The following is a 25063-nucleotide window of genomic DNA, read 5'->3' as shown; positions in this document are numbered from 1 at the left end:
ATGGAACACTTGGAATTCTAAGTTGTCAATGAGTTCCTTGGCTCCTTGGTTGGTTTCTTTACGGGGGTGTGCTGAACTTGAGGGGAGACGAGGAGAGCGCAGATGGTGGAGAAGACCGGCCGACCGGCTTACTTGCAGATCGTCGATGAGCTGCGCGACCAGATCCGCAGTGGAGCACTGCCCGCCGGTACGGCACTGCCCTCCATCGCCCAACTGTGTGAGCGCTTCGACGTCTCCGCCAGCGTGGTCAAGTCCGCGATCAGTGTTCTCCGCACCGAGGGCACGGTGATCGGCCAGCAGGGCAAGGGAGTGTTCGTCCGTGAGGTCCCCGCCGCAGCCGCCGGCCCCGAGTCGTCAGCCGTGAACACCGAGGTCTTGGACCAGCTTGCCCACATGCGCCAGAGCCTCAAGGAGCTGGGGGATCGGCTCGCCACCCTGGAGGCGGCGGTGTTCCAAGAGCCGAAGTGATCTGGTCGACCCGGCACACCAGTTCGTCCAGCTCTTCCCGGATCGCGGCCAACTCCCGCAGGATCCGTTCCTCCTCTGCGCTCATCGTGCTCTCCTCACGTTCCCCGGGTTTTCGCCTTTCGGGATGACGCAAGTTCACCGCGAGCTGCGGAGTTTCTGTATCACGACGATCTAGCTAAGCTTCTTCAGGTCGTCTTACAGGCGATTTACACGAGCGTTTTCACCTGCACGACCGCACACCGCCCCCGAGTGTGAAGGCGAAGGTATGCAATGAAGACGACCCAGCGACCGGGCTGGATCCCTTCCCGCCTGCGGGAACACCGGGAGGCCCACGGGCTCACCCTGGAGGCCGCGGGCGAACGGCTACGCCAGACGGCCCTGCGCCACGGCCTTGCCGTACCGGCCGCCAACTTCCAAACCCTATGGGGACACGAGCAGGGCACCGGATACCCAGGCCCGCATTACCGGCGCGCTTACTGTCTCCTTTACGAGGCCACCGAGCCTGAATTAGGCTTTCGTCCCGCTTTGCCGGGTGAATCACAGAAAGCGGAAATCGTGATTTCCGATCTGCCTGCCCCCTCCAATCCCGCAGCCGACGACGCCGCAGCACAGGTCATCGAGGAGACGTTCACCAAGGTCTCTCTCGGCGACATTGAGGCGGACGGCTCTCCGCAGGCCCTCTTACGCGGCCGGGTGGTCGACGCATGGCGTAGACGCCACGGCGGAGGAAGTCCCAAGCCGATCCTGGTCCTGGTCGGCGGGTACGCCGGATCCGGCAAGAGCGAGTTCTCCCGCTTCCTGTCCGACATCACCGGCTGGGCGTTCCTCGACAAGGACTCCCTGACCCGCTCCATCGTCGAGCGGCTTCTCGTCTCCCTGGGCAGCGACCCCAACGACCGGCAGAGCGAGCTGTATCTCAAGGAGGTCCGCCCGCTGGAGTACCGGTGCCTGATGGAGACCGCGTGGGACAACCTCAATGTCGGCACCTCCTCCATCCTGTCGGCCCCGTTCATCACGGAGTTGAAGGATGAGGCGTGGTTCACCCGCCTGGAGAACAGGTGCACCGCCAAAGGCATAGACCTGGCGGCCATCTGGGTCCGCTGCGATCCGGAGTCAATGCGCGAGTACATCGAGTTCCGCGGCGCCGCCCGAGACGCCTGGAAGCTGAACAACTGGGAGCAGTACCTCACCGGCATCGACACCGACAACAGCCCGCCCACCGCACACGTCACCGTCGACAACCGGCTCGGCTCAGCGATCAGCCTTGCCGACCAGACCCGCGAGGCGCTCAAGCGGATCCTGGCATGAGCCCAGTCGGGATTGTCCTGTACGGCCCGCCCGCCAGCGGCAAGGACACCATCACCGCTGCCCTCAACCGGCTGGACTCGCGGTTCGTACTGCTGCCCAAGCTCAAAGTCGGCACCGGCCGAGCCGAGGGGTATGTACTCGTCACCGCCGAGGAGCTCGCGCAGTTGCGCGACGCGGGACGCCTGATTGCCGAGACCCACAGGTACGGCAACGTCTACGCCATCGACCGGCGGGCCATCGACTCCTTGACCTCCATCGGAGTCGTACCGGTCGTGCACATGGGCAACATGGGCGATCTCCGTCGACTGATCGGACGCGAGCCGGATTCCTGGTTGCGGGTGCTGCTGTGGGCGCAGCGTGAGGTGACCGAGCAGCGATCCATCAGCCGCGGGGACACCGACACCGGCAAACGCCTGGCCGCATGGGACGAGACCCTCGCCGACCTGGAAGCCAACACTGACGACGGGTTCTTTCATCTGCACATCGAGACCAACTGGCTCAGTGCTGACGCCGCAGCCGAGGAGATCATGACGGCCTACGACCGACTACGGACGGCCGGGCGTTCTCACGAGGAGGCGAACCCCCCGTGAGCCGAGCCGCGACGTCCGGCGGGATCAGATCCAACCGCCACCAGGTCCCGCAGCCGTTGCACCTGGCCCCTGTCCACATCCCCTGAGGGTTGAACGTCCAGGACACCGAGATGTGCGGACAGCCGCCGGAGGAAGACCCGTACGTCATGGCCATGGCCACTGTCTTCCCCTTCCATTCACTGCGGCTCTCGACCTTGGGATATCCCTGCCTCCTCCGCCCTTGGTCGCCGTGATGGCCATCCGACTGCCGGATCCCCCTCGTCTCTGGGGTGGTGTGGGTAACGGTGTCCGCGTGAACAGGTGGACACCGCGGACGAGGCCGGTCCGGCGCAGTACGGCCATGGGCAGTCGCCCAGGCTTCTAGGAACGGAGGAGGTAGGGGCCAGAAGTCATCCGTCGACTTCTGGCCGGCGCGGCGGCGCGCCCCTCCAGACCATCGCCGCCGCGCCTGTCTATCGGGCTCTTCCGGACAGCAGCTCTGTCCAGATCACCCCAGCTTCACTGATCGACATGAGAGGGGTTTCCCAGACCTCATGTCCGCCATCGAGCTGAACCGTCCGCCGGAGGAAGGCGCGGCCTCCACCCGTGCACAGCTCATACACCGTGGCCCTGCAACCGCAGGTCCAGGAGGTCGACCGCACCCGTTCCAACCTCGGGGAGCGAGGAGCCCACGCCAGTCGGACATGATCACGCTGAGCCATCGCCACATGCGGGCTGACGCACTTGTCCACAGCGATCACGATGGAGCCTCCTCCGAACGCGCGTGCCGTCTACGGAGATCGGCATAGTGGAGGGCGATCCGGCGAGCGGCCCGAGCAGGTTCGGCCGCCGGATGCCAGTTGTAGAGGACGCGCTGACGGTCCTGGTTCCATCCGACACGCCACCAGAAGCGCTGTTGGTAGCACCAGACGTTGAACCCGGCCCAGACCGACACCAGCGCCAGGCCGTACCCGTGATGGACATCGGCCTCGATCCGATGTTCAGCCAAGGCCACGCGGAGTCCCTGTGCCGCATTCACCGCTTCCGCGTCACCATCGAGCGGGGGAGTCATGTCTCACCCCCCACCGAGCCGGTTACCTCGTCTCGCGTCATCTCGACCTCCAGGGTTGGAGCCCTCCGATTCACAGCCGAGTGGCCTTGCCCCTCCGCCCCCTCGTTGCGGGCTTTTGGAGGATGGCCACGCGAGCATCATAAGCAAAGAACACTGTAGTGCACCATAGAACACCGCAGTATGTGCTGGTGGGGAGGGCACTACCGTCCACTTCTACCGTGTGCCCATGACTGAGCTGCGAGACGATCTGCCCAGGTGGCGCCAGGTGCGGGACATCATCGTCAAGCGTATCGAGGCCAGCCAGTACAAGCCCGGACAGCGGATCCCCTCAGTGGTCGACCTCACCCAGGAGTTCGGCATAGCCACGCAGACCGCCCAGAAGGTCATGAACGCCCTCCGCAAGGATCGCTGGATCCGCACTGAACGCGGCATGGGCAGCTTCGTCACCACCGCCGAAGAGCGCGCAGCCGAGCCCGACGAGGCAGCAGAGTAGCCAGCTAGACCAAGATCACCGGAGACCTTCGACTCCGGATGAGAACTTTCTCTACGTCTTTAAAGGCGATCCGCCTTCGGCGTCTCGCCGCGCGTCGGGCGGTCACTGGCCGCGCTGCGGCTCTTCGGCCGGTCGCGACCAGCACCGCCCACGCGCTGATATCCACCGGGCGGCAGCCCTACGAACAGCGGCAAAGTCGCCATACGTAGCCTTCCAAGGTGGCTTGAAGTGTCAGCGATCGCATTTAGGCTGTGCGCCATGAGTGCCGAGCCCGTTGACGATCTCCCATCGACCGCCGAGGGTGAGGTGTGGCAGGGTGATGCCTACGACCTCATGGGAAAGCTTGAGCCTGAGTCCATCGACCTGATCATCACGTCGCCGCCCTACTGGGGGTTGCGGACGTACGGCATGGACTACAACGAGGACATCCTTGCGGAGTGGAAAGCCGAAGGGCACTCCCAGGAAGAGCTTCCTGGTTACGAGTGGTACCGAGCACACGGCGGAGTCCTCGGACTTGAGCCTCTTCCCGAGTGGTTCATCAATCACCTCGTCGAGATCTTCCAGCGAGGAGCGCACGCGCTCAAGCCCCGCGGAAGCATGTGGGTCAACCTTGGCGACACATACTTCGCTCGGTGGTCGAGCCTGCGACACGACGGCCGCCAAGGACTTGGCGACAACCCCAGAAGCCGCCGTCGCACTCCCATGGGGGGGTACCGCCAGGAGAAGCAACTCCTTCTCATCCCTGCTCGCTTCGCCATCGCGATGCAAGAGCGGCGATGGATCTTGCGTAACGATCTCATCTGGAGCAAGCCCAACATCGCCCCTAGACCGGAGAAGGATCGTCTGAGGCTTTCACATGAGCACTTCTTCCACTTCGTGAAGCGCCCAAAGGAAGGCCGGCCGAGCTACTACTATGATCTAGGGGAAGTCGAGAAGGAGACCCGCGATGTAGTGACGGTCAACTCCGCTCCCGGTTCAGATGGCCACTCAGCGACCTTCCCTTATGCGCTCATCGAGCCGCGCATCCTGAGTTCCTGCCCTCCTGGCGGGACCGTCCTCGATCCATTTTGTGGAACCGGCCGGGCGCTTGAGGTGGCTCTCCGGAACGGCAGGAACGCCACAGGGTTCGAGCTCTCGCCGAACTTCATCGAAGCCGCCCGTGCCTCTCTGTCGAGGAAGAGTGCCTCCTCAGCAAAACAGGCTCAGCTTTTCGATGGCCCAGGAGATCAATCCACGGCAGACTGAACCCTTGTGACGCGATCTTCACAGAACAACAGCACGCCCAGCTCCCGCCGACCCGGCAACCACATCGCCGAATGGTTCGGGCATCGCGTCTTCCCGGTAGTCGCAGCGACCGAGGCAAGCCTCAGTGATCAGCAGAGCAAGCGCTGCCCGTTCCTGACGGGCATCACTGGAGAGCATCGCGTCTGCGTCAAGCGTCCGCGCTCTCACGGTGTTTGCACGATCAGCAGCGTGAGCAACGGACCACGCCAGGACTGGCTGGTCTGTCCGTTCCGTGCCCTCGACTCCGATCTTCTTGAGAACGCCGCACGCCGTCTCTTCGAGCACGATCCCGACACGGAGATCAACCTCGTTGCGGCCCCTGTACTTGAGGACCCGGCGCAGGCTCACAAGTTTCGTGAGGGCGTCCGAAACGGGATCCCTAGCTTGGTTTACTTCCAGTCCAAGCTAGGAGGAGAGATCAGCATCAGTCCGACCGAGCGCTCTCCAGAGTTCTCGTTCGATGCGACGATGGTTGAAGTCCTCCCCGATGGATCAGGCATCACCCTCGGCCGCTACGGGATCTTCGAGATCCAGACCATGGACTTCCACGGCACATACGCCCGCGCTGTGGAAAACCTGAACTCAGCGCTGCATCTCCACAGCGGCAACTTCGGCTCGACTGTGGGCGCGCATCCCCAGTGGTTGTCTGAAAAGGTCGAAGGTCCAAACATCGCGAACGTCTTCAAACGGACGTTCTATCAAATGATGTTCAAGTTCCAGGTCGGTGCGCACGGACTGTCCGCGGGGTGCGTCTTCGCGATCCCCTCCGCCGTATGGGACAGCTGGCAGCGTCATCTCGGCAAGCCCGACTTGGTCGATCATGGTGACGGCACTCTCCGGCTTTCCATCCCCGAACAGATTCACAACGAGAAGCCCTCAGCCTGGATCTACGTATTCGAGCTGGACGTCTCGGCCGAGGTGAGCCCCAACGAGATCAACCTCGTTAAGGTGATCGGCACCGACGCGGAAGCACTTGCACACTTCGCCCTCCAGGTTGCTCCCGAGGCCGCACTTGAGCAGGGCGGAAGTGTCGACCTTCTGCTCGACACCATTCGCACTAGGCTCGCCCTCTACCTTCCCGAACTGAAGGCCGTCCTGGGTCAGACGATGCTGTAGCCGACTGCATCGCCATACAGCTCAGTAGATGTTTTCCCATTGGCGCCAGCTGCTGTGCCGGACCAGGGCTTGCTGGCGTCTTGGGAAGAAGAGGGCCGCGGAGTGCGCCACTCGGATCAAGTGCATTATCTGCCGCGCCGCTTCCGGTGCTCGGGCCTAGCGGCCCTGCGCTCCGGGTCGGCTTGCCACCGAGCTGCGTGGTTGCTGTTCGTTCTATCAAGGCGTATTTGGCGAACCCCCGCGCAGCAGGCATCGGTTCCCTTACCATGCAGCCATGGTTCTCAACGATGATGGCTACGACACCGATCCTCCTGTCCTCAAGGAACTGTCTGGTATGAATCTTGAAGAGTTGATCGGAATGGTACGTGGCGCTGAACAGTTGGGTTTAGGGGTACAAGTTTCCAACTACGTTGAGCCTTCCCCGGATAACGGCGGATCGTACACCGAAGTATGGCACCTCAAGCTCCTTCATGATGTTCCCCTACGCGACGATGGAGACTCGGACGGGCAATAGAGTCCGAAAGATCCAAGCAGGACGATGATTGAGTAACGGCTACTACCTGTCTTCTATTAAGCGGATTAATCAATTTTTCTTTATGTGACAACCCTCAAGGAGGGGCAGTGATGATTGATTTTTCGGCGCTGTATGGAAGTAGGGAATTTTCTGTCGAGAGGGATGACTTCTCTCAGCTCGAGATTCGCTCAAGCGGTAAAGAGTCGCTCCATTACTTCTATGACAACAAAAACCGGCGCCTGGTCACCGATTTTGTCCTCCATGAGGGGGCAAGGGTAGCGACGGTGTGCACCGTTACTCTTATTTATAAGGATGGGTCTTATACTCCGCGCCTCAAGTTCTGGAAAAAGGATAAAACAAAGCCAGGCAACCAGCCTTATCTAGATATCGAGATCCCGGACACTCCAGATACGCGAACCGTGAAAGCTTTCGTTGATACGAGTGAGGCGCATCAGAATTTTTGGGTACTCATCAAGTTCTTACAGGAGTGCCGAGAGCTAAGCCTTCCCACGGGGCAGTTTAAGATCGTCGGCAACGACAGGGCCGAGATCGCTAAGATGCTCCAGGACAGTGACAAGGGTCAAGTCGTCGAAGCGCTGAAATCTGTACTGGGGAGTTCTCTAACTCAAGCTGAACTCGACGTCATCGCGAACCGGAAAGGCCAACTAGAAGTCTTCTTCAGATATCTTACCGATAGAGATTTTTTCGATCAGCGTCGCGAGCAACTGAAGGAGAATGATAAAGATTCGGGACCGGAGGCTGTTTGGCAGGAGTTTTTCGAAAAAAATCCTTGGATATTCGGTTATGGGCTAAGTCTAATCGCCTGCAGGTCTTACGATGATGAGAAGCTCCAGCAGGTAACGGCAGGAGCAAACAAGTTCGGTGGCGCGGGAAAGCGTACCGATGGTCTCCTACGAACACGCGGCGTTGTTAGTAGTCTGCTATTTTGTGAGATCAAGCGGCACGATACTCCGTTACTTGCGTCAATCCAGTACCGAAAGCCGGACGTTTACGCCCCATCCCATGAGGTCGTTGGCGCAGCGTCTCAAGTGCAAAAGACCGCCGAGAAGGCAGTCCGCGGCATAAGGGATTTCATTCATCATCAATATGACCCAGACGGCACCCCCACTGGTCTCGAAGTGTCAACTGTAAAGCCGAGACAAGTAGTTGTCGTCGGACATACGGGGGAATTCGAGTCTGCGGGTAGACTTAACCGCGAAAAGGTCTCTTCGTTTGAGCTGTATCGTCGTTCTGTGAGTGATGTGGAAGTGATAACGTTCGATGAGTTATATGAGCGCGCATGCTTTATTATTCAAGATAAGGAATAATGGATCTGTCGTGAGGTCAACTTCCCTGGGCTGTGGAAGAACTGTGCAGTAGCGGGATACAGCAACCCCACCTCACACGGCCGCACATCACCGGTCGGCATCTACCACCTGAGCAGGAGAACAAGCGGTCCATGTCATAACCGGCTTCCATTTGTAAGTAGACGCTCATGCTGGTGACAACCTCCCAGTTAGGGTGTTGTTGTGCAGCGGCTTGCGCTCTTCGATCTGGACAACACGCTCGTGAGCCTCGATGAGGCGTTCCGGGCGTGGGTTGTGGAGTTCGTCAACGAGCACAGGCTTGGGAGTAAGGCGGTTGACTGGCTGCTCGCTCTCGACCAAGCGGGTTACCCACATCGTGAGATCTTTTTCGGCAAGGTCTGCGAGCACTTCGCCCTACCTGAGACAGTCGAAGAGCTATGGAGTCGCTACCGGCAGCGCATGCCGTACCTGGTCCGCTGCCGGCCCGAGGTAATAGACGGGCTGGCTCGTCTCCGTGCGGCCGGGTGGAAGGTGGCCATCATCACCAACGGGACGGCAGACAACCAACTCGGCAAGATCCAACAGACGGGACTGGCCGAGGCCGTCGACGCATACGCGCTCTCGGGGATTGAAGGCATCCGTAAGCCGGATGTCGGTCTGTTTGAGATCGCTGCCCGGCGGTGCGGCGTGAATCTGGCCGGTGGGGGATGGATGATCGGGGACCACCCCGTCAAGGACATCGGTGGGGGACGGGCCGCTGGCCTCCGTACGGTCTGGGTCGACCGGGGAACGTCGCAGCACCAGGAGCATGAAGCCGACCATATTGTCACGGACGTACTCCAGGCGATGGAGATCCTGCACGGGAATCGGTGACCGAGCAACTTGGAACGGCTCACCAGGGCGTCACAACCGTCTGACGGTATCTCGTCATCGGGCCGCGATTTCCTCACGATGACGGCATGGGGAAGTCTCAGAAGCAGCGCCAGGCCGCCAAGCCTGATCCCGCGAAGCCAAGTACCGAGGAGCTTAAGGTCCGCAGGAGGCTGGGGGAGATCGCTTCACAGCGAGCCGCGGCCGAGATGCAGGGGCGGAAGCTGAAGGTCACCCAAGAGGAGCAAGAGCTCCGGGCCAAGCAAGGTAAGTTCATGCGCCTCAGGGCCAACACCCCGGGTACCCCGGAGTACCTCAACCGTCAGCACCAGCGCGAGGCGGCCAAGACCGACGAAGCGATCTGGAACAGCGCCCACGACCCGGAGACCTTCAACTCCGACGATTGGTGATCTTGCTAACGCAGTTGCTAACAACAGGTCTGGACGGACCTGGACGACCATGGAATGACGGGTTCCGTGGAGCCCGCTCGACCAGGCCCGGATGACAGCCGTGGACGGTTCTGGACGATCGTGTTCTAACTCGTAATGAAGGGGTCTCGGGTTCGAATCCCGAAGGCGGCTCCAGGTCAGAGGCCCTCTCTCCCTAGGCCGGAGAGAGGGCCTCTGTCATTTTGGGAGAGCTTTGGGAGAACAGCGGGATCACGGCCCTTCGGTCGAAGCCCTGCAGAGCCTCATCAAGGACGCCCACCGCCGACCGAGGTGAGATCTCGAATCTCCTTTGGAGAGTGAACTATCGTCCGTTCGGCCGATGGCGGAGGCTGGTGGGGTGGGGACGATCTAGATCATGAAATGGACACCCCTCATCACGGGCCTGGCGCTGATCGCGGTAGCGCTTCCCGCGGCACCTGCCGCCGCGACCGGCCAAGTGACCCAAGCGGTAAGTGCGACCGGTACGGACACGATCGACTGGCGAGCCTGCGGGGAGGAACCCGGGGCCGAGTGCGGCGCCCTCGCGGTGCCGGTGGACTGGGAGAAGCCGGACGGGCCTCGGATCTCGCTGAACATGACGCGTCGCAAGGCCACCGGACAACGGGTCGGGACGCTGTTCTACAACCCGGGCGGACCAGGGGCGGGCGCGGCCTATCTGGTGCGGAATTGGTCGCAGTACTACTTCTCCGAGGAGTTACGCGAGCGGTTCGACATCGTCGGGATCGATCCGCGCGGGGTCGCCGGCAGTGGGCAGATCCAGTGTGGGAAGGCAGTGCATGATCCGGCTGTCACGCAGTTCCCTGAGACGCGGTGGGAGTATGACCGCCTTGTCGCGCACAACCGGGCCGTGGGCGTGAGTTGTGGACCGTTGATCGGTCACGTGGACACCGGGAGCGTGGCACGAGACTTCGACGCGGTGCGGGCCGCGCTGGGCGAGGAGCAGATCAGCTACCTGGGACGCTCCTACGGGAGCATGCTGGGGACCGAGTACGCGCGACGGTTCCCCGACCGGGTACGGGCGATGGCCCTGGACGGGATCGTCGATCACGGGATGAGCTCGCGCCAGATGGTGCGGGATGCCGCGACGGCGGTGGAGGACGGGTTCGACAGATTCGGCGAATGGTGCGAGCGGACGGAGGAATGTGAGCTGCACGGCCGGTCCGTACCGCAGGTGTGGGACGCGCTGATGCGCAAGGCGGAGAAGACGCCGATTCCGGTGACCGGCGGGCGTCCGCTGACGGCGGAAGAACTGCGCTACGCCGCGTACGTGATGCTCACGCTGGCCCCCGAGTTCAACGGCGATCTGGCCCGGGGCATCGTTCAGGCGGAGCAGGGCGATGCGGAGATCCTCGGGCAGATGCGGACTGAGGCGCTGGACAACTCCGCGATGACCTCGGCCTACCGGGCGGTCCTCTGTCAGGACATCGACCCTGGAACCAACGGATTCTCGCAGCTCAGGGCCTGGGCTCGGGACGCCGCACGGAGGGCCCCGCACATGCGCGGGACATCGGAGTTCTGGGACATGACGACCGGATGTCTGGGATGGCCCGTCCAGCCGTCCAATCCGCAGCGGCCGGTGCGCATCACCCAGGTGCCGCCCGTTCTGCTGGTCGGGAACACGCATGATCCCGCGACGCCGCTCGTCTGGGCCAAGAGCCTGGCCAGGGGTATCAAGGGGTCACAGGTGCTGACCTATGACGGCGACGGGCACACCGCGTACCTGCGTAACGCCTGCGCGACCGGGAGTGTCGACCGTTACCTGATCTCCGGGACGCTCCCTGTGCCCGGTACGGTCTGCCGCTGAACCCGGCGTGGGCGCCGGTATTCAGTCGCGGCGTCCAACCTGCGGGTAGCCGGTTCGCTCCAGCTTCCCCAGGGTGTCCGGTGCCGCGTTGCTGATCGAGGGTGTGGATGCCGGCTGGGCCGGGGGAACGATGGTTCAGATCATCATGCCGAACCACTGTTCGCGCGCCTGAGGCTGGACACCGACGAGGGTCGAACGCGGGTGATCATCGCCTTGGCGTGCTCGGCCCCGCCCGGGCACCCGGTCCGCGACGAGGCAGGCGCCCTGGTGGCGGCCGATGAGAGCGGCCCGCCGCGGTGGATGCCGAACAGCTTGACCGCCGCCGCCCGTGTGGCGGGCATCGGCATCCACCGCTCTCAGGCGCGCCGAATTCTGGTCACCGCATCGGATCCGGTTGCTTCAGCGGACCGCCGCGGCCAACCGGCGCGGACCGGTCATCGTCGTCACTGACGATCTGTCCGGCCGTTTCAGCTGACGGGCCCGCCTGACAACTACGGCCAGGGCGGGACCGTCTACATGGGCATGTCAGGCCATGCCTGGCGGTTGATTGTCGTTCTGTGCGAGTTTGATCTCGTGAATTCCGAAGATCGGCCTTCGTCGTGGTTCAACGCGCTGTCCAAGCCGCAAAAGGTGACCGCGATCACAATGTCGTTGATCGGCTCCATAGGAGGAGCGGCCTGTCTCTGGCTGGGGCCGCCAATGGATCTCGCTCCGGGCTTCCTGATCTTCGCTTACGTGATTCTCAGCCTGATGATCCTCAACGGCATTCCCCGTGTCCACCTGTGGTTCGACGGGCGAGGATTCGTGCTCTATCTGGGTGTCTTCTTCGTCCTCAAAGGGGCGTCAAGAGACCTGGAGACCCCCGCTGTCCGCGTGGGTGTCCTCGTCGCGGGGGTACTGCTGCTGACCTACCTGATCGTCCGCGCCGTACGCGTCGAACGGAGGAAGCGGCAGACAGACCGTGCCGATTCGCAAATTCTCTGATGGTCCTACGGCGACATCGCACACCGGTGTAGAGGCCTTTGCCGTACAGACGCTGTGCGTGATCAAGGCCGTCCATCCGCACCGCTGGGCCGTACCGGCCGGCATCTGGCACGCCTTCTCCGAAGCCGCCCAGACCGAGATGTCTGAAAACCGACATCTCGCTGTCGTTCCTGGAACGCTTCCCCAGCCCGCAGTCGGCCCCCAGCAGAGCGCCGTCACGACGACGGCTTTCCGCTGCACCGGCGGCAGGTCCGGTGCCGAGCTTGTCGAACGACCGCGTCAGACACCCCAGCCAGTGTGAGGTGGCTGAACCCTGTGGTCAGTCGTGGGAGCGACGGCGGACGATCGCATCGCTGATCTGCTGTGCCGCGTACAGCTCGGGCGCCACCCACTGCAGGGTCGCGTCGACTGGGTTTCCGGGCTCGGCGATCACCTGCGGCAACGGGTCCTCATCCCGGCCCGGCACCCAGGCCGCAGGGTCCGGCCGCTCAGGCAGACGCTGGAACCGGCCGGTTGGCTTCTCATCGCTCGTCATGATCATTTAACGCCGTCCACCTTTGCAGGGTTCCTCGGTCGGTGTGGATGTGTCGTTTCAGACACCTCAATCTCTGGAGGCCTCATATGCAGCCGCCCACCGAACCTCGGGCTTGTCTTTCACGTGGCCCGCAACCGGGCCTCGCGCTCCACATGTTCCGGCTCTCTTCGGCCACCGTCTTCGTTACCCGACCAGAGTGATCGGCCCGCCTGAAAGCGGGAGGTCGGCGGCTCAGTCGAAGCCGGCGTGCGGGGCGCTGGTGCCCTGCGGTACGCGGAACGGGCCGGAGGAGCCAGGACGGACGTCGAAGTCGAAGATCGCGGTTGGCAGATAGACGGTGGCGCAGGAGTTGGGAATGTCCACCACCCCCGACAACCGGCCTTCGATCGGCGCGGCGCCGAGCAACAGATACGCCTGCTCGGGGCTGTAGCCGAACGCCGTCAGGTAGTCGATCGCGTGCAGACAGGCCCGCTGGTAGGCCAACTGCGAGTCGAGATAGCGCTGCTCGCCGTCCAGGGTGACGGACACCCCGGAGAAGGCCAGCCACTCGCTGTACTGAGGGTCCGTACGGCCCGGCATGAAGATGGCGTTCTCGCCGACACGGTAGGTCTGCATGCCGTCCTTGATGACGTCGACCCGCAGGTCGATGAAGCCGCCCATCTCGATGGCGCCGCAGAAGGTGATCTCACCGTCGCCCTGCGAGAAGTGCAGGTCGCCGACCGACAGGTTCGCACCGGATACGTACACCGGGTAGAAGATTCGGGAGCCCCGGGTGAGGTTCTTGATGTCCTGGTTGCCGCCGTTCTCTCGTGGCGGCGCAGTACGGGCGGCCTCGGCCGCGATCCGGTCGAACTCGGACGGGGAGACGCCGCCGAGGATGGCCTCCCGGGGCTCGGGAGACAGGGCCAGCGGTGGCACCCTCTGCGGGTCTGTGGCTATCAGTGCCGACTCCCGCGCGTTCCACTTCGACAGCAGTTCCGCCGACGGCGCGGTGCCCATGAGCCCGGGGTGGGTGATGCCGGTGAACGACACTGCTGGGATATGGCGTGATGTGGCGACCTGGCCGGAGAAGTCCCAGATCGCCTTGTAGGCGTCGGGGAACTGTTCGGTGAGGAACCCTCCGCCGTTCTTCGTGGGGAAGATCCCGGTGTAACCCCAGCCCTGACCGGCCAGCGGGCCGCTGTCCTCCTGAGGGATGGGCCCCAGGTCGAGGATGTCCACGACCAGCAGGTCGCCTGGTTCGGCCCCCTCGACCGCGAACGGGCCGCTGAGCGCGTGCACCTTCATCAACGGGGCGTCACGGACGTCCTCGGCGGAGTCGTCGTTGCGGATCGCGCCGTCGAACCACTCCCGGCAGTGGACCCGGAAGCTGTCGCCGGGCTTGACCCGTGCCACAGGCGGGATCTCGGGGTGCCAACGGTTGTGACCGATCTTGGCCTGGTCGGTGAACTTCTTCGTCGAGTCGAGCGGGAAAATCAACTCTGGCACGGCTGGCTTCCTTTCGGCACTGCGGGACGGTCACGGCCTCGGCAGGCGGGCGGTGGCGGGATGGACGGCCACCGCGCCTCCGGTACGGCGCCGTGGCAGGGACGTGACGACTTCGGGCTCGGAGGCGCTGCGCTCCGCGCGCTGCAACCGCGCGGACACGGCGGTCGGAATGCGCGCCAGCATCGGCGCTGAGAACGTCCGAACAGAGGCCGCGCCGCAGTTTGGGCACGGCACCGTAGCGGGTGCGGTGCCGATCGGAAAAACGGCCTCAATTTCGGAGCAATGCGGACATCGGTATGCATATGCCGCCATAGCAAGCGCCCTTCGAGCGAATTCAATCCGGTCCACCCCGGTCGTGATCCCTCTCTACCGATGTGACCTCGGGAAACAGTCTCAGAGTCGGATGTATCCGCAATTTAATGTGTGAATTGGATGTAATCCATCTCGCTTCCGTCAACTTGTTCACGCGGTAAGGTAGATCGCTTATTTCATGAGCGGAAATGTGGGGATATGTTCTTTCGTGCTGAATAAGTGAATTATCTCCTGTTTGCCGATCCGGCTCTCCTGAAGCGGTCGTGACCCATCCCGCGGCCATCCGGGGGCAGGGTCCGGTTTCAGGCCGGTCGTCGGTGGAGGTCGATCAGGGTGTCGAGGGTCTGGGTGATCCGTTCGCGGAGTTCGACGGGGGCGAGGACCTCGGCGCCGAGTTTGAGGAGTTCGGGGAGGGCCCGTTCGGCGGACTCGATCGGGATGGTCACCCGCGTCCAGCCGTCGGGATCCGGGGCGTGGAGGCCCGCCGTACGGCGTGGACCACGGCCGGTTCCATGAGGTGGGGCGGCCGGTCGAGGGCGTTGGGGAAAGACGGAGCGTCGTCTCCCCCTGGTGTCGGCGCGCGTCGCAACACTCCAGGTAGGTCCGCCAGGTCGAACCGCTCGTCGAGGATGTCGAGGTCCGGGATTCGTGGGACTCGGCAGGTACGGATCCGTTCGGCGTCGCCGGCCACGAGATACCGCCCACGCGGGCTCGCGGAGACGGTGGAGACACCTGGTTACCCTGAGGGCCGATACCTGTGCTTCAGGAGGGTGTGTGTCGCGTCGTGACCGGCGAGGTCTCCGTCGGCTGCCTGACTGGGTGGGCAGGGAGCTGTCCGAGAGGGAAGCCGCTGACCTGATCGCCTCTGGCGAGATGGTGGAGGTGCGCCATGACCCTGACTGGCTGGCTCAGGGAATGGCCGCCTTGCGAGAGCGACGGGAGAGGTACGCCGCCGAGTGGGAGAGCGGTCAAATGGTGGACTATCAGGCAGTCGCCGCCAGGCGTGACCGTCTCAGGTCTGTCAAGACCGAGTACCGCCGTCGCCGGAGAAGCAACTGACCACCCGGCTAGAGCTTGGTGACCGAGCCCTGTCCTGCCGATGAAGGACTTGGCGCTGAGGCGGATGGCCAGGAGCTTCCGGGTTGACCTCCATGGCGTGGGCCCCTCGATTCAGCCATGGAGGTGTTCGTCCACGGTGATCGTGCTCACCGAGATGGGCCAGGGAAGACGGGAACGGTTCTGCTCTGCGCGGATTGGACTGAACTTGGGGGTGGCGTCTCCTTAAGGTGAGGTATGGCCTCTTCCGTTCCGCCGCTGCGTCCGGCGATCGTTCGGACCGACTCCAAGCCGTCTCCGGTTCGCGAGCCGTTGTGGCGGCACGCGCTCGGTGAGTGTCTCAGAGGTCTTCGTCACGAGCGGGGCGAGAAGCTGAGCGAGACGGCACGTCGTGCCGGGGTCTCGCCGCAGTATCTCTCCGAGATGGAACGGGGCGTCAAGGAGCCGTCGAGCGAGATGATCGCCGCGGTCGCCGGAGCGCTGGATGTGACCCTGATCGACCTGACCCTCGCAGTCTCCGAGAGCCTGCGGTCCGCGCAGAGCGGCATGTCGAGAGGCGCCACCTGCTCGGCGGCGTACGCCCTGGCCGCGTAGCCGCCGGATCACCTGCGGGCGGGCGAACGCTCCTCGATGATCTGGTCGATGAGCCCGTACTCCAGGGCCGAGGCCGCGGTGAACACGCGGTCGTGGTCGGTGTCGGCGCGGAGGGTCTCGACCGTCTGACCGGTGTGCCGTGACAGGATGCGCTCGATGTCCGCTCGGACACGGACGACCTCGTCGGCCTGCAGGATGAGGTCGGGGATCGTTCCGCGACCCTGGGCGGCGGGCTGGTGCAGGATCACCCGTGCGTGCGGCAGGGCGGCGCGCTTTCCCTCGGTGCCCGCGGCGAGAAGGACGGCGCCCACCGCCACGGCCTGTCCGACGCAGGTCGTCGAAACCCGCGGGCGGATGTAGCGCATGGTGTCGTATATCGCGAGCATCGCGCTCGGGTCCCCGCCCTCACAGTTGATGTAGAACTGTATTTCGGCCTCGGGGTTGTCCGACTCCAGGAAAATCAGCTGCGCGATGAGGGCGTTCGCGACGCCGGCGTCGATCGCGGTGCCCAGATAGACGATTCGCTCGGTGAGCAGGTGCGAGTAGACATCCATGATGCGCTCGCCACGAGGGTTCTGGGCGATGACGTTCGGGATCGTGTATGTGCTCACTGGCCGACTCCTCCGGTGATGCCGAAACCGGTTCGGGGGCGATTGTGTGGTGCGATCTCGTGGAAGTCCTGAACGATCGCGTCTATGAAGCCGTATTCCAGTGCCTCCTGCGCCGTGTACCAACGGTCGTGCAGAGAGTCCTCGAATATGCGCTCGACGGACTGCCCCGTGTCCGCGGCGATGAGACCGAGCACCGTGTCGCGAGTGTGCCGCAGGTCACCGGCCTGCAGTTCGATGTCGACCGCGGTGCCACCGATTCCCGCCGAGCCCTGGTGCATCAGGACGCGTGAATGCGGCAGGGCGCGGCGCTTTCCCCTGGCTCCCGACGAGAGCAGGAACTGTCCGGCGCTGTAGGCGATGCCCAGGACGAGGGTCGACACATCACAGGGAATGAGTCGAATGACGTCGCGAATGGCGAGCATCGAGGGAACGGAACCGCCCGGGGAGTGAATCCAGAGCGCGATGTCCGTTGACGCGTCCTGCGTGGCGAGTGCTATCAGCTGCGTGGCCAGCAGGGTCCCGTTGTCGTCATCGAGAGGGCCGTCGAGAACGAGGACACGCTGTTCGTAGAGTTCACGCCTCACCCGCGTGTCGAAAAGCGGAGGATTCGATTTTTCGCTCATGCGTCCATCCTGTGAGGCGACCAGGACCGGCGTCGACACGATCCGCCTGGGGCAGATCTGCTCTGAGCAGCGTGGGTTCGGTTTCCGGCCCGGTGAACCCCCGCCATCCCGCGGCGCCGGTGGCCTGTTCGACGAGGCGGCGGGAGCGGATGAGGGCTGCGGCGACAGCGACGAAGGAGGAGAAGCGGTCTGCCCGGCGTTCGCAGCGGCGCGGGGACGGCTGCATGCCGGCTCGACAGCCCGGAGCCGGTTGGACGCGGTGCCTCGGCGACCGGCGGTGGGTCGTCGTGGCATCCGAAGGGTCAGGGCTTCTCCGCGACCGGTTGCCCGGCATCGAAGCCGGGGGCCGGGGCGTGGAGTATCGCGGGCAGGAGGACGGAGTCGACGATCTCGGTGATCGCGTCCTCGCCCGGCGGCCGGCCGTACAGCACGATCTCGTTGCGGATCAGGTCGAGCGGGAGTGTGGTCACGCGTGAGGGCAGGAGGACGGGGAGGATCTCGTTCCGCTCGACGGCTCGCCGGACCATGGTCGCGACCTGTTGTCCTCGGGTCGTGACGGTCAGCCGGGCGCGCAGGGCGTGGGCGGCCTCCGGGTCACGGGCTGTCTCGGCCGTCATCCCGGCGAGGACCTCGCCGTGCACGGAGCCGAATCGGTGGGTGATCTGCCGCATCATGGCGAGCAGGTCGGTTCGCAGCCCGCCGGTGTCCGGTGGTTCGGCGTCGGGGGGAGCCGCGTGGTCGAGGGCCGCGAGTGCTAGTCGCGCGCGGGTGGGCCAGCGGCGGTGGATCACCGGTCGGCTGGTGCCCGCTCTGGCGGCCACGGCCTCCATGGTCAGTTTGGCGTAGCCCACTTGGGTCAGTAGGTCCCAGGTGGCGTTGAGGATGGCCTGCTCCAACCGTTCTCCGCGCCGTCGGCCCATCGCACACCCCTTGGGAACGGTTTATGTTAGATGCAGTCCGCATCTTATCCGCCGTGCGCGAAGGTGAGGCGTGATGGCTGTGCGTGAGAACCATGTCCTGGATGTGGCCGGAGCCCGCATCCACTACGAGGTTCGCGGTTCGGGGCCGGTGCTTCTGCTGATCCCCGGGAGCAACGGCGACGCCGGTTTCTTCGACGCCATGGCTGATCGGCTGGCCGACCGTCATACGGTCGTCGGCTATGACCGGCGAGGCTTCTCCCGGAGTTTCACCCAGGAGGAGCCCGCGGGGTGGATCGAGACGCACGTCGAAGACGCGCGCCGCCTGATCGGTGCCGTCTCCGGGGAACCGGTCCGCGTCTTCGCCACAAGTGCGGGAGCCGTCATCGGGCTCGACCTCATCGGCCGGCATCCTCGGCTGGTCAGCAGGCTCGTGGCCCACGAACCGCCCATCTTCGAGGTTCTGCCGGACGCCCCGCGTTGGCGAGCCTTCTTCGAGGAGGTCGGCGCGACCCATCGGAGCGAGGGGCAGGAGGCGGCGATGCGGCGATTCCTGGCGGGCATCGGGGTCGCCGAGGCTCGGCGGCCGGCCGATCCCGATCCGGAACTGCTCGCCCGCATGTCCGGGAACACGCTCACCATCCTGACCCAGGAGGTGCCCAACGCTCCCGGTTACCATCCGGACTTCGCCGCGCTTGACGCGTGGCGTGATCGCGTCGTCCTGGCGGGTGGCCGGGACTCCCGTGCCCACTTTCCCTACCGGCCGGCCGCCGTGCTCGCGGCCCGGTGGAATCGGCGGGTCGTCGACCTTCCGGGGGACCACCTGGGTTACTGGTCTCGCCCCGATGAGTTCGCCGCCGCTCTGGAGGGCTGCATGACCGCGTGACCCGGGACTTTCGATGGCTTTTGGCGGAAACCCCGTTATGGCTTCAGGGGTGTTCGGCTCCGGATCGGAGTGCTTGGGGGTCGCCGATCTCGGTTGGAACCAAAGGTAAAGGTCCTGAGGATCGCCGCTCGGCGATAGGTTTGTGTGGGTTCTCATTTTTGAGAAGTGAAGGCTGTGGTCAAGCGGTTGGTGGATGCGCCTGCCGTACGTCTGTCCCCGTAAGTTCTCTCGATCCTCGGAGGTCAACGTGCCTGAAGTACGACGTCTCATCCTCGTGGCGGCGGTTGGTGCCGGTGCGGTCGCCATGGCTATGACCTCGACGTCCATTGTCAGCGCGACCGGCCCGTCACCTGCGGATACCGCGACGGTCACGCCTCAGGAGAAGAAGCTTCTGCAGTCGGACAAACCGGTGACGATAACCGTGGACCCCGCCACCGGCCAGGTGCTGGGAGTTTCGGAGGGGAAGCCGTCGAATCTCGGCGGGAGGACGGTGAACGTGGATCCGCTTACCGGTCAGGTACTGTCGCCGTCCACGAACGGGAAATAATTCCGGTGAATCCCGTCTCCGGTTTCGACGGTCCGTGAGTCGACGTTCTCCATACGCAGAGCGGGAAGGCTCGGCCTCCCCGCTCTCGATCGCTCAACGTGAGAGACGATTTTGTTGCCTTCGGCCGCCGGTGATTATTATGGAGTGCGTGAGCGTTGATTCCGGTTCGTGATTTTCCTGGGTTCTGAAAGGTGGTTCCCGGGCGACTCGAAAAAGGCATTTCGGTCCCGCCGCGGCCGATGGCGCCTTCTGGCGCGAACCGGGGCTTTCCGCGACCGATCTCATCGCCAGGCTGGGTGACGGACTTCGGAAGCCGAAGTCGACGCCGCTCCCGTGAGGGGCGCTTGACGGGGCGGGAGGTGTCCGTGAGGATCTGTGGGCTTCGGCTCTTTCGTGGTAGTCGTCCTAAATGGGGTGATTGTCTTGGCTGAAACTCCGCTGTGGCTTCAGGGGCGTTCGGCCGTGGTCGCGGCCGCGGATCCGAGTGAGTGGCGGGACGGCCTGCCCGACTACGACCTTTCGCACGAAGTCATGCCGCGGCAGCGGACGCACCACTTCGAGCCCGGTTCCCTGGAGGCCGTGGTCGAGGGGATCGTGCAGGTCTTCGAGATGGAGGTCTCGCACAAGAAGGATCCGGCGACCTGGGTGTCGATGGTCGCCGACCGTTTCCGGACCAACGTCAACGGAGGTCCGTGGGCCACCGCGGCGGACATCGCGGAGATCGGCAGCTACAACGTCCTGATCGGCGACAGCGTCTTCTACCCGACCGGTCGGGAGACCTTCGACTCCTCGCACCGGATGTTCCACAGGGCGTTTCCCGGCGGATTCTTCTGGGAGGTGCTCGAAGTTCTCACCCCGCCGCCGACCGTCACCGTCAAATGGCGCCACTGGGGCGTCTTCGAGGGTGATTACCACGGTTTCCAGCCCACCGGGCAGACGATCGAGATGTACGGCGTCAGCATCGCCAAGCTGTCCGACGACCTCAGGCTGGTGGAGGCCGAGCACTACTACGACCCCAACGACTTCCTCGGCAGGCTGACCGGTGGCTGTCCGGTGGCGCACAGGGAGTCGTGACCGGCCCGCCGCCTCGGCGGCGGCGGTGCTTTGCCCCGATGAAGCCGGTCTGGCCGCGTCGGCGCTCGTCTCCGGTGCGGCCGGTCGGGTCGCGGGGAAGCCGCCCCGGTGCGGCCGGTCGGGCCGTGGTGGGATATGCCCCGGTGAGGCCAACCCGGTCGCGGGGCCCGCTCGCGCCGCTCACGGTGCGGCCGGTCCGGTCGGGTCAGCGGTTGGCCACGGTGAAGTTCGGCAGTGCCTCCAGGCTCCGGGCGACCGCCGCGAAGCCGTAGTCGAGCATTTCGCGTTCGTAGCGTTCGACGGCGGGCAGCAGGTCGCTCTCGCCCCGGTGGACCTCGGTGAGCCTGCGGCAGAGCAGGGCCGCGTCACGGAAGGCGGTGTTCGCGCCCTGGCCGCCGCTCGGCGGCATGACGTGGACGGCGTCGCCCAGCAGGGTCACCCGGCGGGTTCCCCAGTGCGGCACCGGCCGCGCGTAGCCGACCTTCAGCGGCGAGCTGTTCACCACGTCGGACCGCTCGACCAGCTCGACCAGGTCCGGGTGCCAGCCGTCGATCAGGGTCAGCAGCAGGTCGCGGGTCGCGGCCCAGCCGTCGGGCAGCCGCTCGACGCGCTCGGGCAGGAACGCGGCCCAGCGCAGGTAGCTCTCGGTGGCGGGCAGTTCGACGTCGGGGGCGAGTTCGGCGGCGGCCAGGTGCGGCGGGCGGCGGAACTCCATCTTGCCGAGCAGCATGCTCATGTCCGGGCCGCGCACCACGGTGCCGAACCCCGGCACCAGACCGGCGAGGCGCTCGGTGAGCGGGGTGCGCCCGAGCAGGCCGTTGCCGCCCAGCGTGACGACCGAGGCGTCGGGCAGCAACCGGCGGCGGACCGCAGAGCCGACTCCGTCGGCGCCGACCAGGAGGTCACCGGTGGCCGTGCCGCCGTCGGCGAAGACCGCCCGCACGGTGTCGTCGGGCAGCTCGACGTACTCGACCAGCCGCCTGCCGTACTCGATCCGGTCGGAGAGGCCGGCCAGCAGCAGGTGCCGCAGCACGTGCCGGTCGGTGGCCATGCCGTCGTCGATCGGGCCGAGCTGGCCGATCACGTTGAGGTGCTGGTCGACGATCGGCCGTTCCCCGGACAGCTCTCCTGTGGTGGCCTCCAGCAGGCCGTGCAGCCGCCGCGGCAGGCATTCGCGTAGCGCGGCGAGGCCCGCGCCGCCGATGCCGATCCGGAAACCCTGGTAGCGGCTGTGGGCGCCCGCCTCCCGCTCGTGGATCCGCACGTCGATCCCGGCCTGGACCAGGCCCTGTGCCAGGCACAGTCCGCCGATGCCCGCCCCGATCACCAGAACCCGCATGGTGGCTCCCTTGACTTGAACATTGCTCAATTGAGCGGTGTTCAAGTTACTTGGTCGGTGTTCAAGTGGCAAGCTCTCCGTGGAGGACGAGGAGAAGGAGGAAGCGGATGCCGCTCCGGCAGGCCGATGTGCTCCGCGGCGCGATGGAACTGCTCGACGAGGTGGGTCTCGACGAACTGACCACCCGCAGGCTGGCGGACCGGCTCGGCGTCCGGGTGGGCGCCCTGTACTGGCACTACCCGAGCAAGACCGCCCTGCTGGACGCCCTGGTCGAGCGGATCGTCGACGAGATGCTCGCCGAGCCCATCGCGGAGCAGGACTGGGCGGGCCGGCTGCGGGAGCTGGCCGTACGGGCTCGCTCGACCATGCTGGCGCACCGGGACGGCGCCCGGCTGGTGGCCTCCTTCAGCGTGCTGCCGGCCTCGGCCGTGGCCTACTTCCAGGCGCTGGTCGACTCGCTGCGTACGGCGGGCGTCCCGGAGCGGGACGCGGAGCTCGGCGCGGACCTGCTGACGAGCTTCACGAACGGTTTCACGCTTGAGGAACAGGCCCGGCAGGCCAAGATATGGCCCCGTGACCGGCGCGACGAGACCTTTCTCAGTGAGCTGGACATTCTCATCAACGGCATCCGGGTGAGCCTTCTGGAGAAATGACGGGCCCGCGGCCGGTGCCGGTCAGGTGGCCTGATCCGCGTACGGCGGCTCGGCTCGGCCGCTGTCGTACTGCGGTGGACAAAACAGGCAGATGGGCAAACGTGCGAATCGCGGAGCGCCGGAGGCCCCGGCCATGGAGCCGTGGGCCTCCCGCCTCTCGACGGCTCTCTCGACGGCTATGGACGCGTCGGCCGATCGCCGACGTGCGCGCCGGCTCCTGTTCCCGTGTACTCGCGGTGCTTGCGCAGGCCGCTGAGACCCAGGAGGCCGACCAGCCCCAGCAGGCCCCAGAGACCGGTTTTGTCGCCGCTGTCCCTGTTGCTGTTGTTGTTCTGTGGTGCGGGAGTGGGCTGGCTTTGGGTGACCGGTGCGGCCAGTGAGTCGGTCGCCGCTGTGGCGGCGGGCCCAAGCGTCAGGAAGAAGGCTAGGCCCAGTCCGGTAAGCGTTTTACGCATGGAGTTCTCCCGTCTTGCTTCTGGTGAGAGTCCGGAAGTCGCCCGTCGGTCCCCTTCGTAGGAGATTCTGGCGACGCGATGTCCGTTTTCCCTCGTCAGAGGCGCCCATACCGCCCAAATCAGGTGTCAAACATCCCGGCTCTCATATACCGCCTTATAGACATTTAGTGGATTTATTATCCAAGCATTGGTTTTTCGCTTATTTATCGTGAAATGGTGAGCGGGCTGGGCGTGTCATCGTAAACGGATCTTCTAGGGGGGCCGCCCCTGGACATCCACACCGAGCGGGAGCCGGAGGGGAACCCGGGTGGCCGAGGCGGCAGGTGACGCGCGATCCGTACGGAGGCAGGGGACACAGGGCCCGCGGGGAGAGGTCCAAGGTCCCTGTCCCGGGGACGTACCGGCCGGAAACGCTGTGTGTCGACCACCGTGCCCTGGGCGGCACGGCGACACACAGTGGAGGAAACCATGAGTGCGGGAGACGCGCCGGACAGGCGTCCGGCGCTGATGCTGACCCTGGCCACGGCCGGTTTCGCGATCAACTTCTGGGCGTGGGCGCTGCTCAGCCCGCTGGCGCCGAGGTTCAAGGAGGCCCTGCACCTGAGCCCCTTCCAGCAGGCGCTGGTGGTGGCGGTGCCGGTGGTCGTCGGCTCGCTCGGCCGCGTCCCGGTCGGCGCGCTGACCGACCGGTACGGCGGTCGCGTCATGTTCCCGCTGGTGTCGCTGGCGACCGTCGTCCCGGTGCTCTACCTGGGGCTGGCCGGGCAGACGTCCCTGGCCGGGCTGCTGGTCGGGGGCTTCTTCCTCGGCGTCGGCGGCACGACCTTCGCGATCGGTGTGCCGTTCGTCAACGCCTGGTTCCCGCCCGCGCGGCGCGGCCTGGCCGTCGGCGTGTTCGGCGCGGGCATGGGCGGCACCGCGATCAGCGCGCTGACCACGGTCAAGCTGGTCGACGTCGGCGGAAGCGCGACCCCGTTCACGGTCACCGCCGTCGTGCTCTGCGGGTACGCGGCGGTCGCGGCGCTGCTGCTGCGGGACGCGCCGGGCCGTACGGTGCCGGTCGAGTCGATGGCGCGGCGGCTGGGGGCCACGCTCCGGCTGCGGGTGACCTGGCAGGCCTCGGCGCTCTACGCGGTGGCCTTCGGGGGGTATGTGGCGTTCTCGGTCTATCTGCCGGCCTACCTCAAGACCGCCTACGCGCTGGACCAGGCCGACGCCGCCAACCGGATGGCCGGGTTCGTGCTGCTCGCGGTGCTGATGCGCCCGGTCGGCGGGTGGCTGTCGGACCGGTTCGCGCCGACCAGGGTGCTCGCCTGGACACTGGTCGTCGTCGTGGCCGGTGCCACGGTCCAGGCGTTCACCCCCGGCCTGGCACCCCTCGGGACGGTCGCGTTCCTGTCCATGGCCGCGGCGCTCGGCGCGGGCAGCGGCGCGACGTTCGCCCTGGTGGCGCTGCTCGCCCCGGCGAACAAGGTCGGCTCGGTCACCGGGATCGTGGGCGCCGCGGGCGGCCTGGGCGGGTTCGTGCCGCCGCTGCTGATGGGCGTCATCTACGGCTGGTACGGCAGCTACGCCCTCGGCCTGGGGCTGCTGGCCCTGGTCGCGCTGGCCGCCCTGCTGCTGGACACCACCGCCGTCGCCAGGACGGCCCGCCGCGCCATGCGTCCGCGCCTGGTCGAAGGGTCGGAGGCGTCCGGGACTTAGGACCCGGCTGATCGGGACCCTCGGCACCTGA

General features: G+C 65.2%; 29 protein-coding genes, 1 tRNA gene and 1 pseudogene. 20 read left to right on the top strand and 11 right to left on the bottom strand.

All coding sequences use genetic code 11. The features are described from left to right. The first annotated feature begins 102 nt into the window (after positions 1 to 102). The 3 genes from ABZ463_RS33495 (at position 103) to ABZ463_RS33485 (ending at position 2366) form a co-directional block, all read left to right on the top strand. Positions 103 to 468: a winged helix-turn-helix domain-containing protein gene (locus ABZ463_RS33495; RefSeq protein WP_362782319.1), complete on the top strand. Its 366-nt coding sequence runs from the start codon at positions 103 to 105 to the stop codon at positions 466 to 468. A gap of 270 nt (positions 469 to 738) precedes the next feature. After that, positions 739 to 1776 (top strand): AAA family ATPase, encoded by a 1038-nt coding sequence (locus ABZ463_RS33490; protein WP_362782316.1) that lies wholly within the window; start codon positions 739 to 741, stop codon positions 1774 to 1776. Beyond that, a complete protein-coding gene (locus ABZ463_RS33485) occupies positions 1773 to 2366 on the top strand; it encodes a guanylate kinase (protein ID WP_362782313.1) in 594 nt (197 codons plus the stop codon). The genes ABZ463_RS33490 and ABZ463_RS33485 overlap by 4 nt, the downstream gene beginning before the upstream one ends. A 736-nt stretch (positions 2367 to 3102) precedes the next feature. On the opposite strand, the gene ABZ463_RS33480 is transcribed toward ABZ463_RS33485, so the two are convergent. After that, complete coding sequence (locus ABZ463_RS33480; RefSeq protein ID WP_362782310.1) at positions 3103 to 3417, bottom strand: hypothetical protein; 315 nt, start codon at positions 3415 to 3417, stop codon at positions 3103 to 3105. Between the two features lie 226 nt (positions 3418 to 3643). Here ABZ463_RS33480 and ABZ463_RS33475 point away from each other — a divergent pair, with 226 nt between their 5' ends. The 10 genes from ABZ463_RS33475 to ABZ463_RS33430 all read left to right on the top strand — a co-directional run bounded on the left by ABZ463_RS33475 (position 3644) and on the right by ABZ463_RS33430 (position 12238). After that, a complete protein-coding gene (locus tag ABZ463_RS33475; RefSeq protein ID WP_362782307.1) occupies positions 3644 to 3910 on the top strand; it encodes a winged helix-turn-helix domain-containing protein in 267 nt (88 codons plus the stop codon). 258 nt (positions 3911 to 4168) lie between these two features. Continuing rightward, positions 4169 to 5155 (top strand): site-specific DNA-methyltransferase, encoded by a 987-nt coding sequence (locus tag ABZ463_RS33470; RefSeq protein ID WP_362782304.1) that lies wholly within the window; start codon positions 4169 to 4171, stop codon positions 5153 to 5155. Between the two features lie 6 nt (positions 5156 to 5161). After that, positions 5162 to 6310: a hypothetical protein gene (locus ABZ463_RS33465; RefSeq protein ID WP_362782302.1), complete on the top strand. Its 1149-nt coding sequence runs from the start codon at positions 5162 to 5164 to the stop codon at positions 6308 to 6310. A gap of 274 nt (positions 6311 to 6584) precedes the next feature. Further along, the gene (locus ABZ463_RS33460) at positions 6585 to 6824 is read left to right on the top strand and encodes a hypothetical protein (protein ID WP_362782299.1); all 240 of its coding nucleotides are present in this window, start codon (positions 6585 to 6587) and stop codon (positions 6822 to 6824) included. A 110-nt stretch (positions 6825 to 6934) separates the two neighbouring features. After that, entirely contained in the window at positions 6935 to 8152 is a 1218-nt protein-coding gene (locus ABZ463_RS33455) for a Shedu immune nuclease family protein (protein WP_362782393.1), read from the top strand. Between the two features lie 201 nt (positions 8153 to 8353). Continuing rightward, positions 8354 to 9004, top strand: a complete 651-nt coding sequence (locus ABZ463_RS33450; RefSeq protein ID WP_362782296.1) for an HAD family hydrolase — start codon at positions 8354 to 8356, stop codon at positions 9002 to 9004. Positions 9005 to 9090: 86 nt separating this feature from the next. Beyond that, complete coding sequence (locus ABZ463_RS33445; protein WP_362782293.1) at positions 9091 to 9411, top strand: hypothetical protein; 321 nt, start codon at positions 9091 to 9093, stop codon at positions 9409 to 9411. 97 nt (positions 9412 to 9508) lie between these two features. Then, a tRNA-Thr gene (locus ABZ463_RS33440) sits at positions 9509 to 9585 on the top strand. 220 nt (positions 9586 to 9805) lie between these two features. Then, a complete protein-coding gene (locus ABZ463_RS33435) occupies positions 9806 to 11254 on the top strand; it encodes an alpha/beta hydrolase (RefSeq protein ID WP_362782290.1) in 1449 nt (482 codons plus the stop codon). 516 nt (positions 11255 to 11770) lie between these two features. Further along, positions 11771 to 12238 carry a hypothetical protein gene (locus ABZ463_RS33430; protein WP_362782288.1) on the top strand — a complete coding sequence of 156 codons (468 nt, stop codon included), beginning with the start codon at positions 11771 to 11773 and terminating at the stop codon, positions 12236 to 12238. Between the two features lie 319 nt (positions 12239 to 12557). Here ABZ463_RS33430 and ABZ463_RS33425 read toward each other — a convergent pair whose 3' ends face one another. The 5 genes and pseudogenes from ABZ463_RS33425 to ABZ463_RS33405 all read right to left on the bottom strand — a co-directional run bounded on the left by ABZ463_RS33425 (position 12558) and on the right by ABZ463_RS33405 (position 15235). Beyond that, positions 12558 to 12779: a hypothetical protein gene (locus tag ABZ463_RS33425; RefSeq protein WP_362782285.1), complete on the bottom strand. Its 222-nt coding sequence runs from the start codon at positions 12777 to 12779 to the stop codon at positions 12558 to 12560. Between the two features lie 225 nt (positions 12780 to 13004). Further along, the gene (fmdA, locus tag ABZ463_RS33420) at positions 13005 to 14261 is read right to left on the bottom strand and encodes a formamidase (RefSeq protein WP_362782283.1); all 1257 of its coding nucleotides are present in this window, start codon (positions 14259 to 14261) and stop codon (positions 13005 to 13007) included. Positions 14262 to 14291: 30 nt separating this feature from the next. After that, complete coding sequence (locus ABZ463_RS33415) at positions 14292 to 14444, bottom strand: hypothetical protein (RefSeq protein ID WP_362782399.1); 153 nt, start codon at positions 14442 to 14444, stop codon at positions 14292 to 14294. A 9-nt stretch (positions 14445 to 14453) separates the two neighbouring features. Next, positions 14454 to 14573 (bottom strand): annotated as a pseudogene (locus ABZ463_RS33410) (FmdB family zinc ribbon protein); the annotation flags it as partial. A gap of 302 nt (positions 14574 to 14875) precedes the next feature. Further along, complete coding sequence (locus tag ABZ463_RS33405) at positions 14876 to 15235, bottom strand: WYL domain-containing protein (protein WP_362782391.1); 360 nt, start codon at positions 15233 to 15235, stop codon at positions 14876 to 14878. 157 nt (positions 15236 to 15392) lie between these two features. On the opposite strand from ABZ463_RS33405, the gene ABZ463_RS33400 reads away from it, so the two are divergent. Both ABZ463_RS33400 and ABZ463_RS33395 read left to right on the top strand, forming a co-directional pair. Beyond that, on the top strand, positions 15393 to 15632 hold the full coding sequence (locus tag ABZ463_RS33400; RefSeq protein ID WP_362782281.1) for a hypothetical protein: 240 nt from the start codon (positions 15393 to 15395) through the stop codon (positions 15630 to 15632). Between the two features lie 234 nt (positions 15633 to 15866). Then, on the top strand, positions 15867 to 16223 hold the full coding sequence (locus ABZ463_RS33395) for a helix-turn-helix transcriptional regulator (RefSeq protein ID WP_362782278.1): 357 nt from the start codon (positions 15867 to 15869) through the stop codon (positions 16221 to 16223). A gap of 8 nt (positions 16224 to 16231) precedes the next feature. On the opposite strand, the gene ABZ463_RS33390 is transcribed toward ABZ463_RS33395, so the two are convergent. The 3 genes from ABZ463_RS33390 to ABZ463_RS33380 all read right to left on the bottom strand — a co-directional run bounded on the left by ABZ463_RS33390 (position 16232) and on the right by ABZ463_RS33380 (position 18377). After that, entirely contained in the window at positions 16232 to 16834 is a 603-nt protein-coding gene (locus ABZ463_RS33390) for an ATP-dependent Clp protease proteolytic subunit (protein WP_352012793.1), read from the bottom strand. Next, positions 16831 to 17457: an ATP-dependent Clp protease proteolytic subunit gene (locus ABZ463_RS33385; protein ID WP_362782274.1), complete on the bottom strand. Its 627-nt coding sequence runs from the start codon at positions 17455 to 17457 to the stop codon at positions 16831 to 16833. The genes ABZ463_RS33390 and ABZ463_RS33385 overlap by 4 nt, the downstream gene beginning before the upstream one ends. A gap of 302 nt (positions 17458 to 17759) precedes the next feature. Further along, on the bottom strand, positions 17760 to 18377 hold the full coding sequence (locus ABZ463_RS33380) for a TetR/AcrR family transcriptional regulator (protein WP_362782271.1): 618 nt from the start codon (positions 18375 to 18377) through the stop codon (positions 17760 to 17762). 73 nt (positions 18378 to 18450) lie between these two features. Between ABZ463_RS33380 and ABZ463_RS33375 the strand changes: the two genes are divergently transcribed. From ABZ463_RS33375 to ABZ463_RS33365, 3 genes are all read left to right on the top strand, one after another. Beyond that, positions 18451 to 19260 carry an alpha/beta hydrolase gene (locus ABZ463_RS33375; protein ID WP_362782268.1) on the top strand — a complete coding sequence of 270 codons (810 nt, stop codon included), beginning with the start codon at positions 18451 to 18453 and terminating at the stop codon, positions 19258 to 19260. 247 nt (positions 19261 to 19507) lie between these two features. Then, positions 19508 to 19807: a hypothetical protein gene (locus ABZ463_RS33370; protein ID WP_362782266.1), complete on the top strand. Its 300-nt coding sequence runs from the start codon at positions 19508 to 19510 to the stop codon at positions 19805 to 19807. Positions 19808 to 20230: 423 nt separating this feature from the next. Then, positions 20231 to 20881, top strand: coding sequence for an ester cyclase (locus tag ABZ463_RS33365; protein ID WP_362782263.1), 651 nt, complete (start codon positions 20231 to 20233; stop codon positions 20879 to 20881). Between the two features lie 205 nt (positions 20882 to 21086). On the opposite strand, the gene ABZ463_RS33360 is transcribed toward ABZ463_RS33365, so the two are convergent. Next, positions 21087 to 22220, bottom strand: coding sequence for an NAD(P)/FAD-dependent oxidoreductase (locus ABZ463_RS33360; protein ID WP_362782260.1), 1134 nt, complete (start codon positions 22218 to 22220; stop codon positions 21087 to 21089). A 107-nt stretch (positions 22221 to 22327) separates the two neighbouring features. Here ABZ463_RS33360 and ABZ463_RS33355 point away from each other — a divergent pair, with 107 nt between their 5' ends. Then, positions 22328 to 22873: a TetR/AcrR family transcriptional regulator C-terminal domain-containing protein gene (locus tag ABZ463_RS33355; protein ID WP_362782257.1), complete on the top strand. Its 546-nt coding sequence runs from the start codon at positions 22328 to 22330 to the stop codon at positions 22871 to 22873. Positions 22874 to 23049: 176 nt separating this feature from the next. On the opposite strand, the gene ABZ463_RS33350 is transcribed toward ABZ463_RS33355, so the two are convergent. Further along, positions 23050 to 23328, bottom strand: coding sequence for a WGxxGxxG family protein (locus ABZ463_RS33350; protein WP_352012802.1), 279 nt, complete (start codon positions 23326 to 23328; stop codon positions 23050 to 23052). A 468-nt stretch (positions 23329 to 23796) separates the two neighbouring features. On the opposite strand from ABZ463_RS33350, the gene ABZ463_RS33345 reads away from it, so the two are divergent. Continuing rightward, complete coding sequence (locus ABZ463_RS33345; RefSeq protein ID WP_362782254.1) at positions 23797 to 25032, top strand: MFS transporter; 1236 nt, start codon at positions 23797 to 23799, stop codon at positions 25030 to 25032. Positions 25033 to 25063: the final 31 nt, after the last annotated feature.

The organism is Streptosporangium sp. NPDC020145 (genome assembly GCF_040631275.1).
GTDB lineage: Bacteria > Actinomycetota > Actinomycetes > Streptosporangiales > Streptosporangiaceae > Streptosporangium.
Note: the sequence above shows the minus strand (reverse complement) of the source record. Positions and strands in the feature narration are given on the sequence as shown.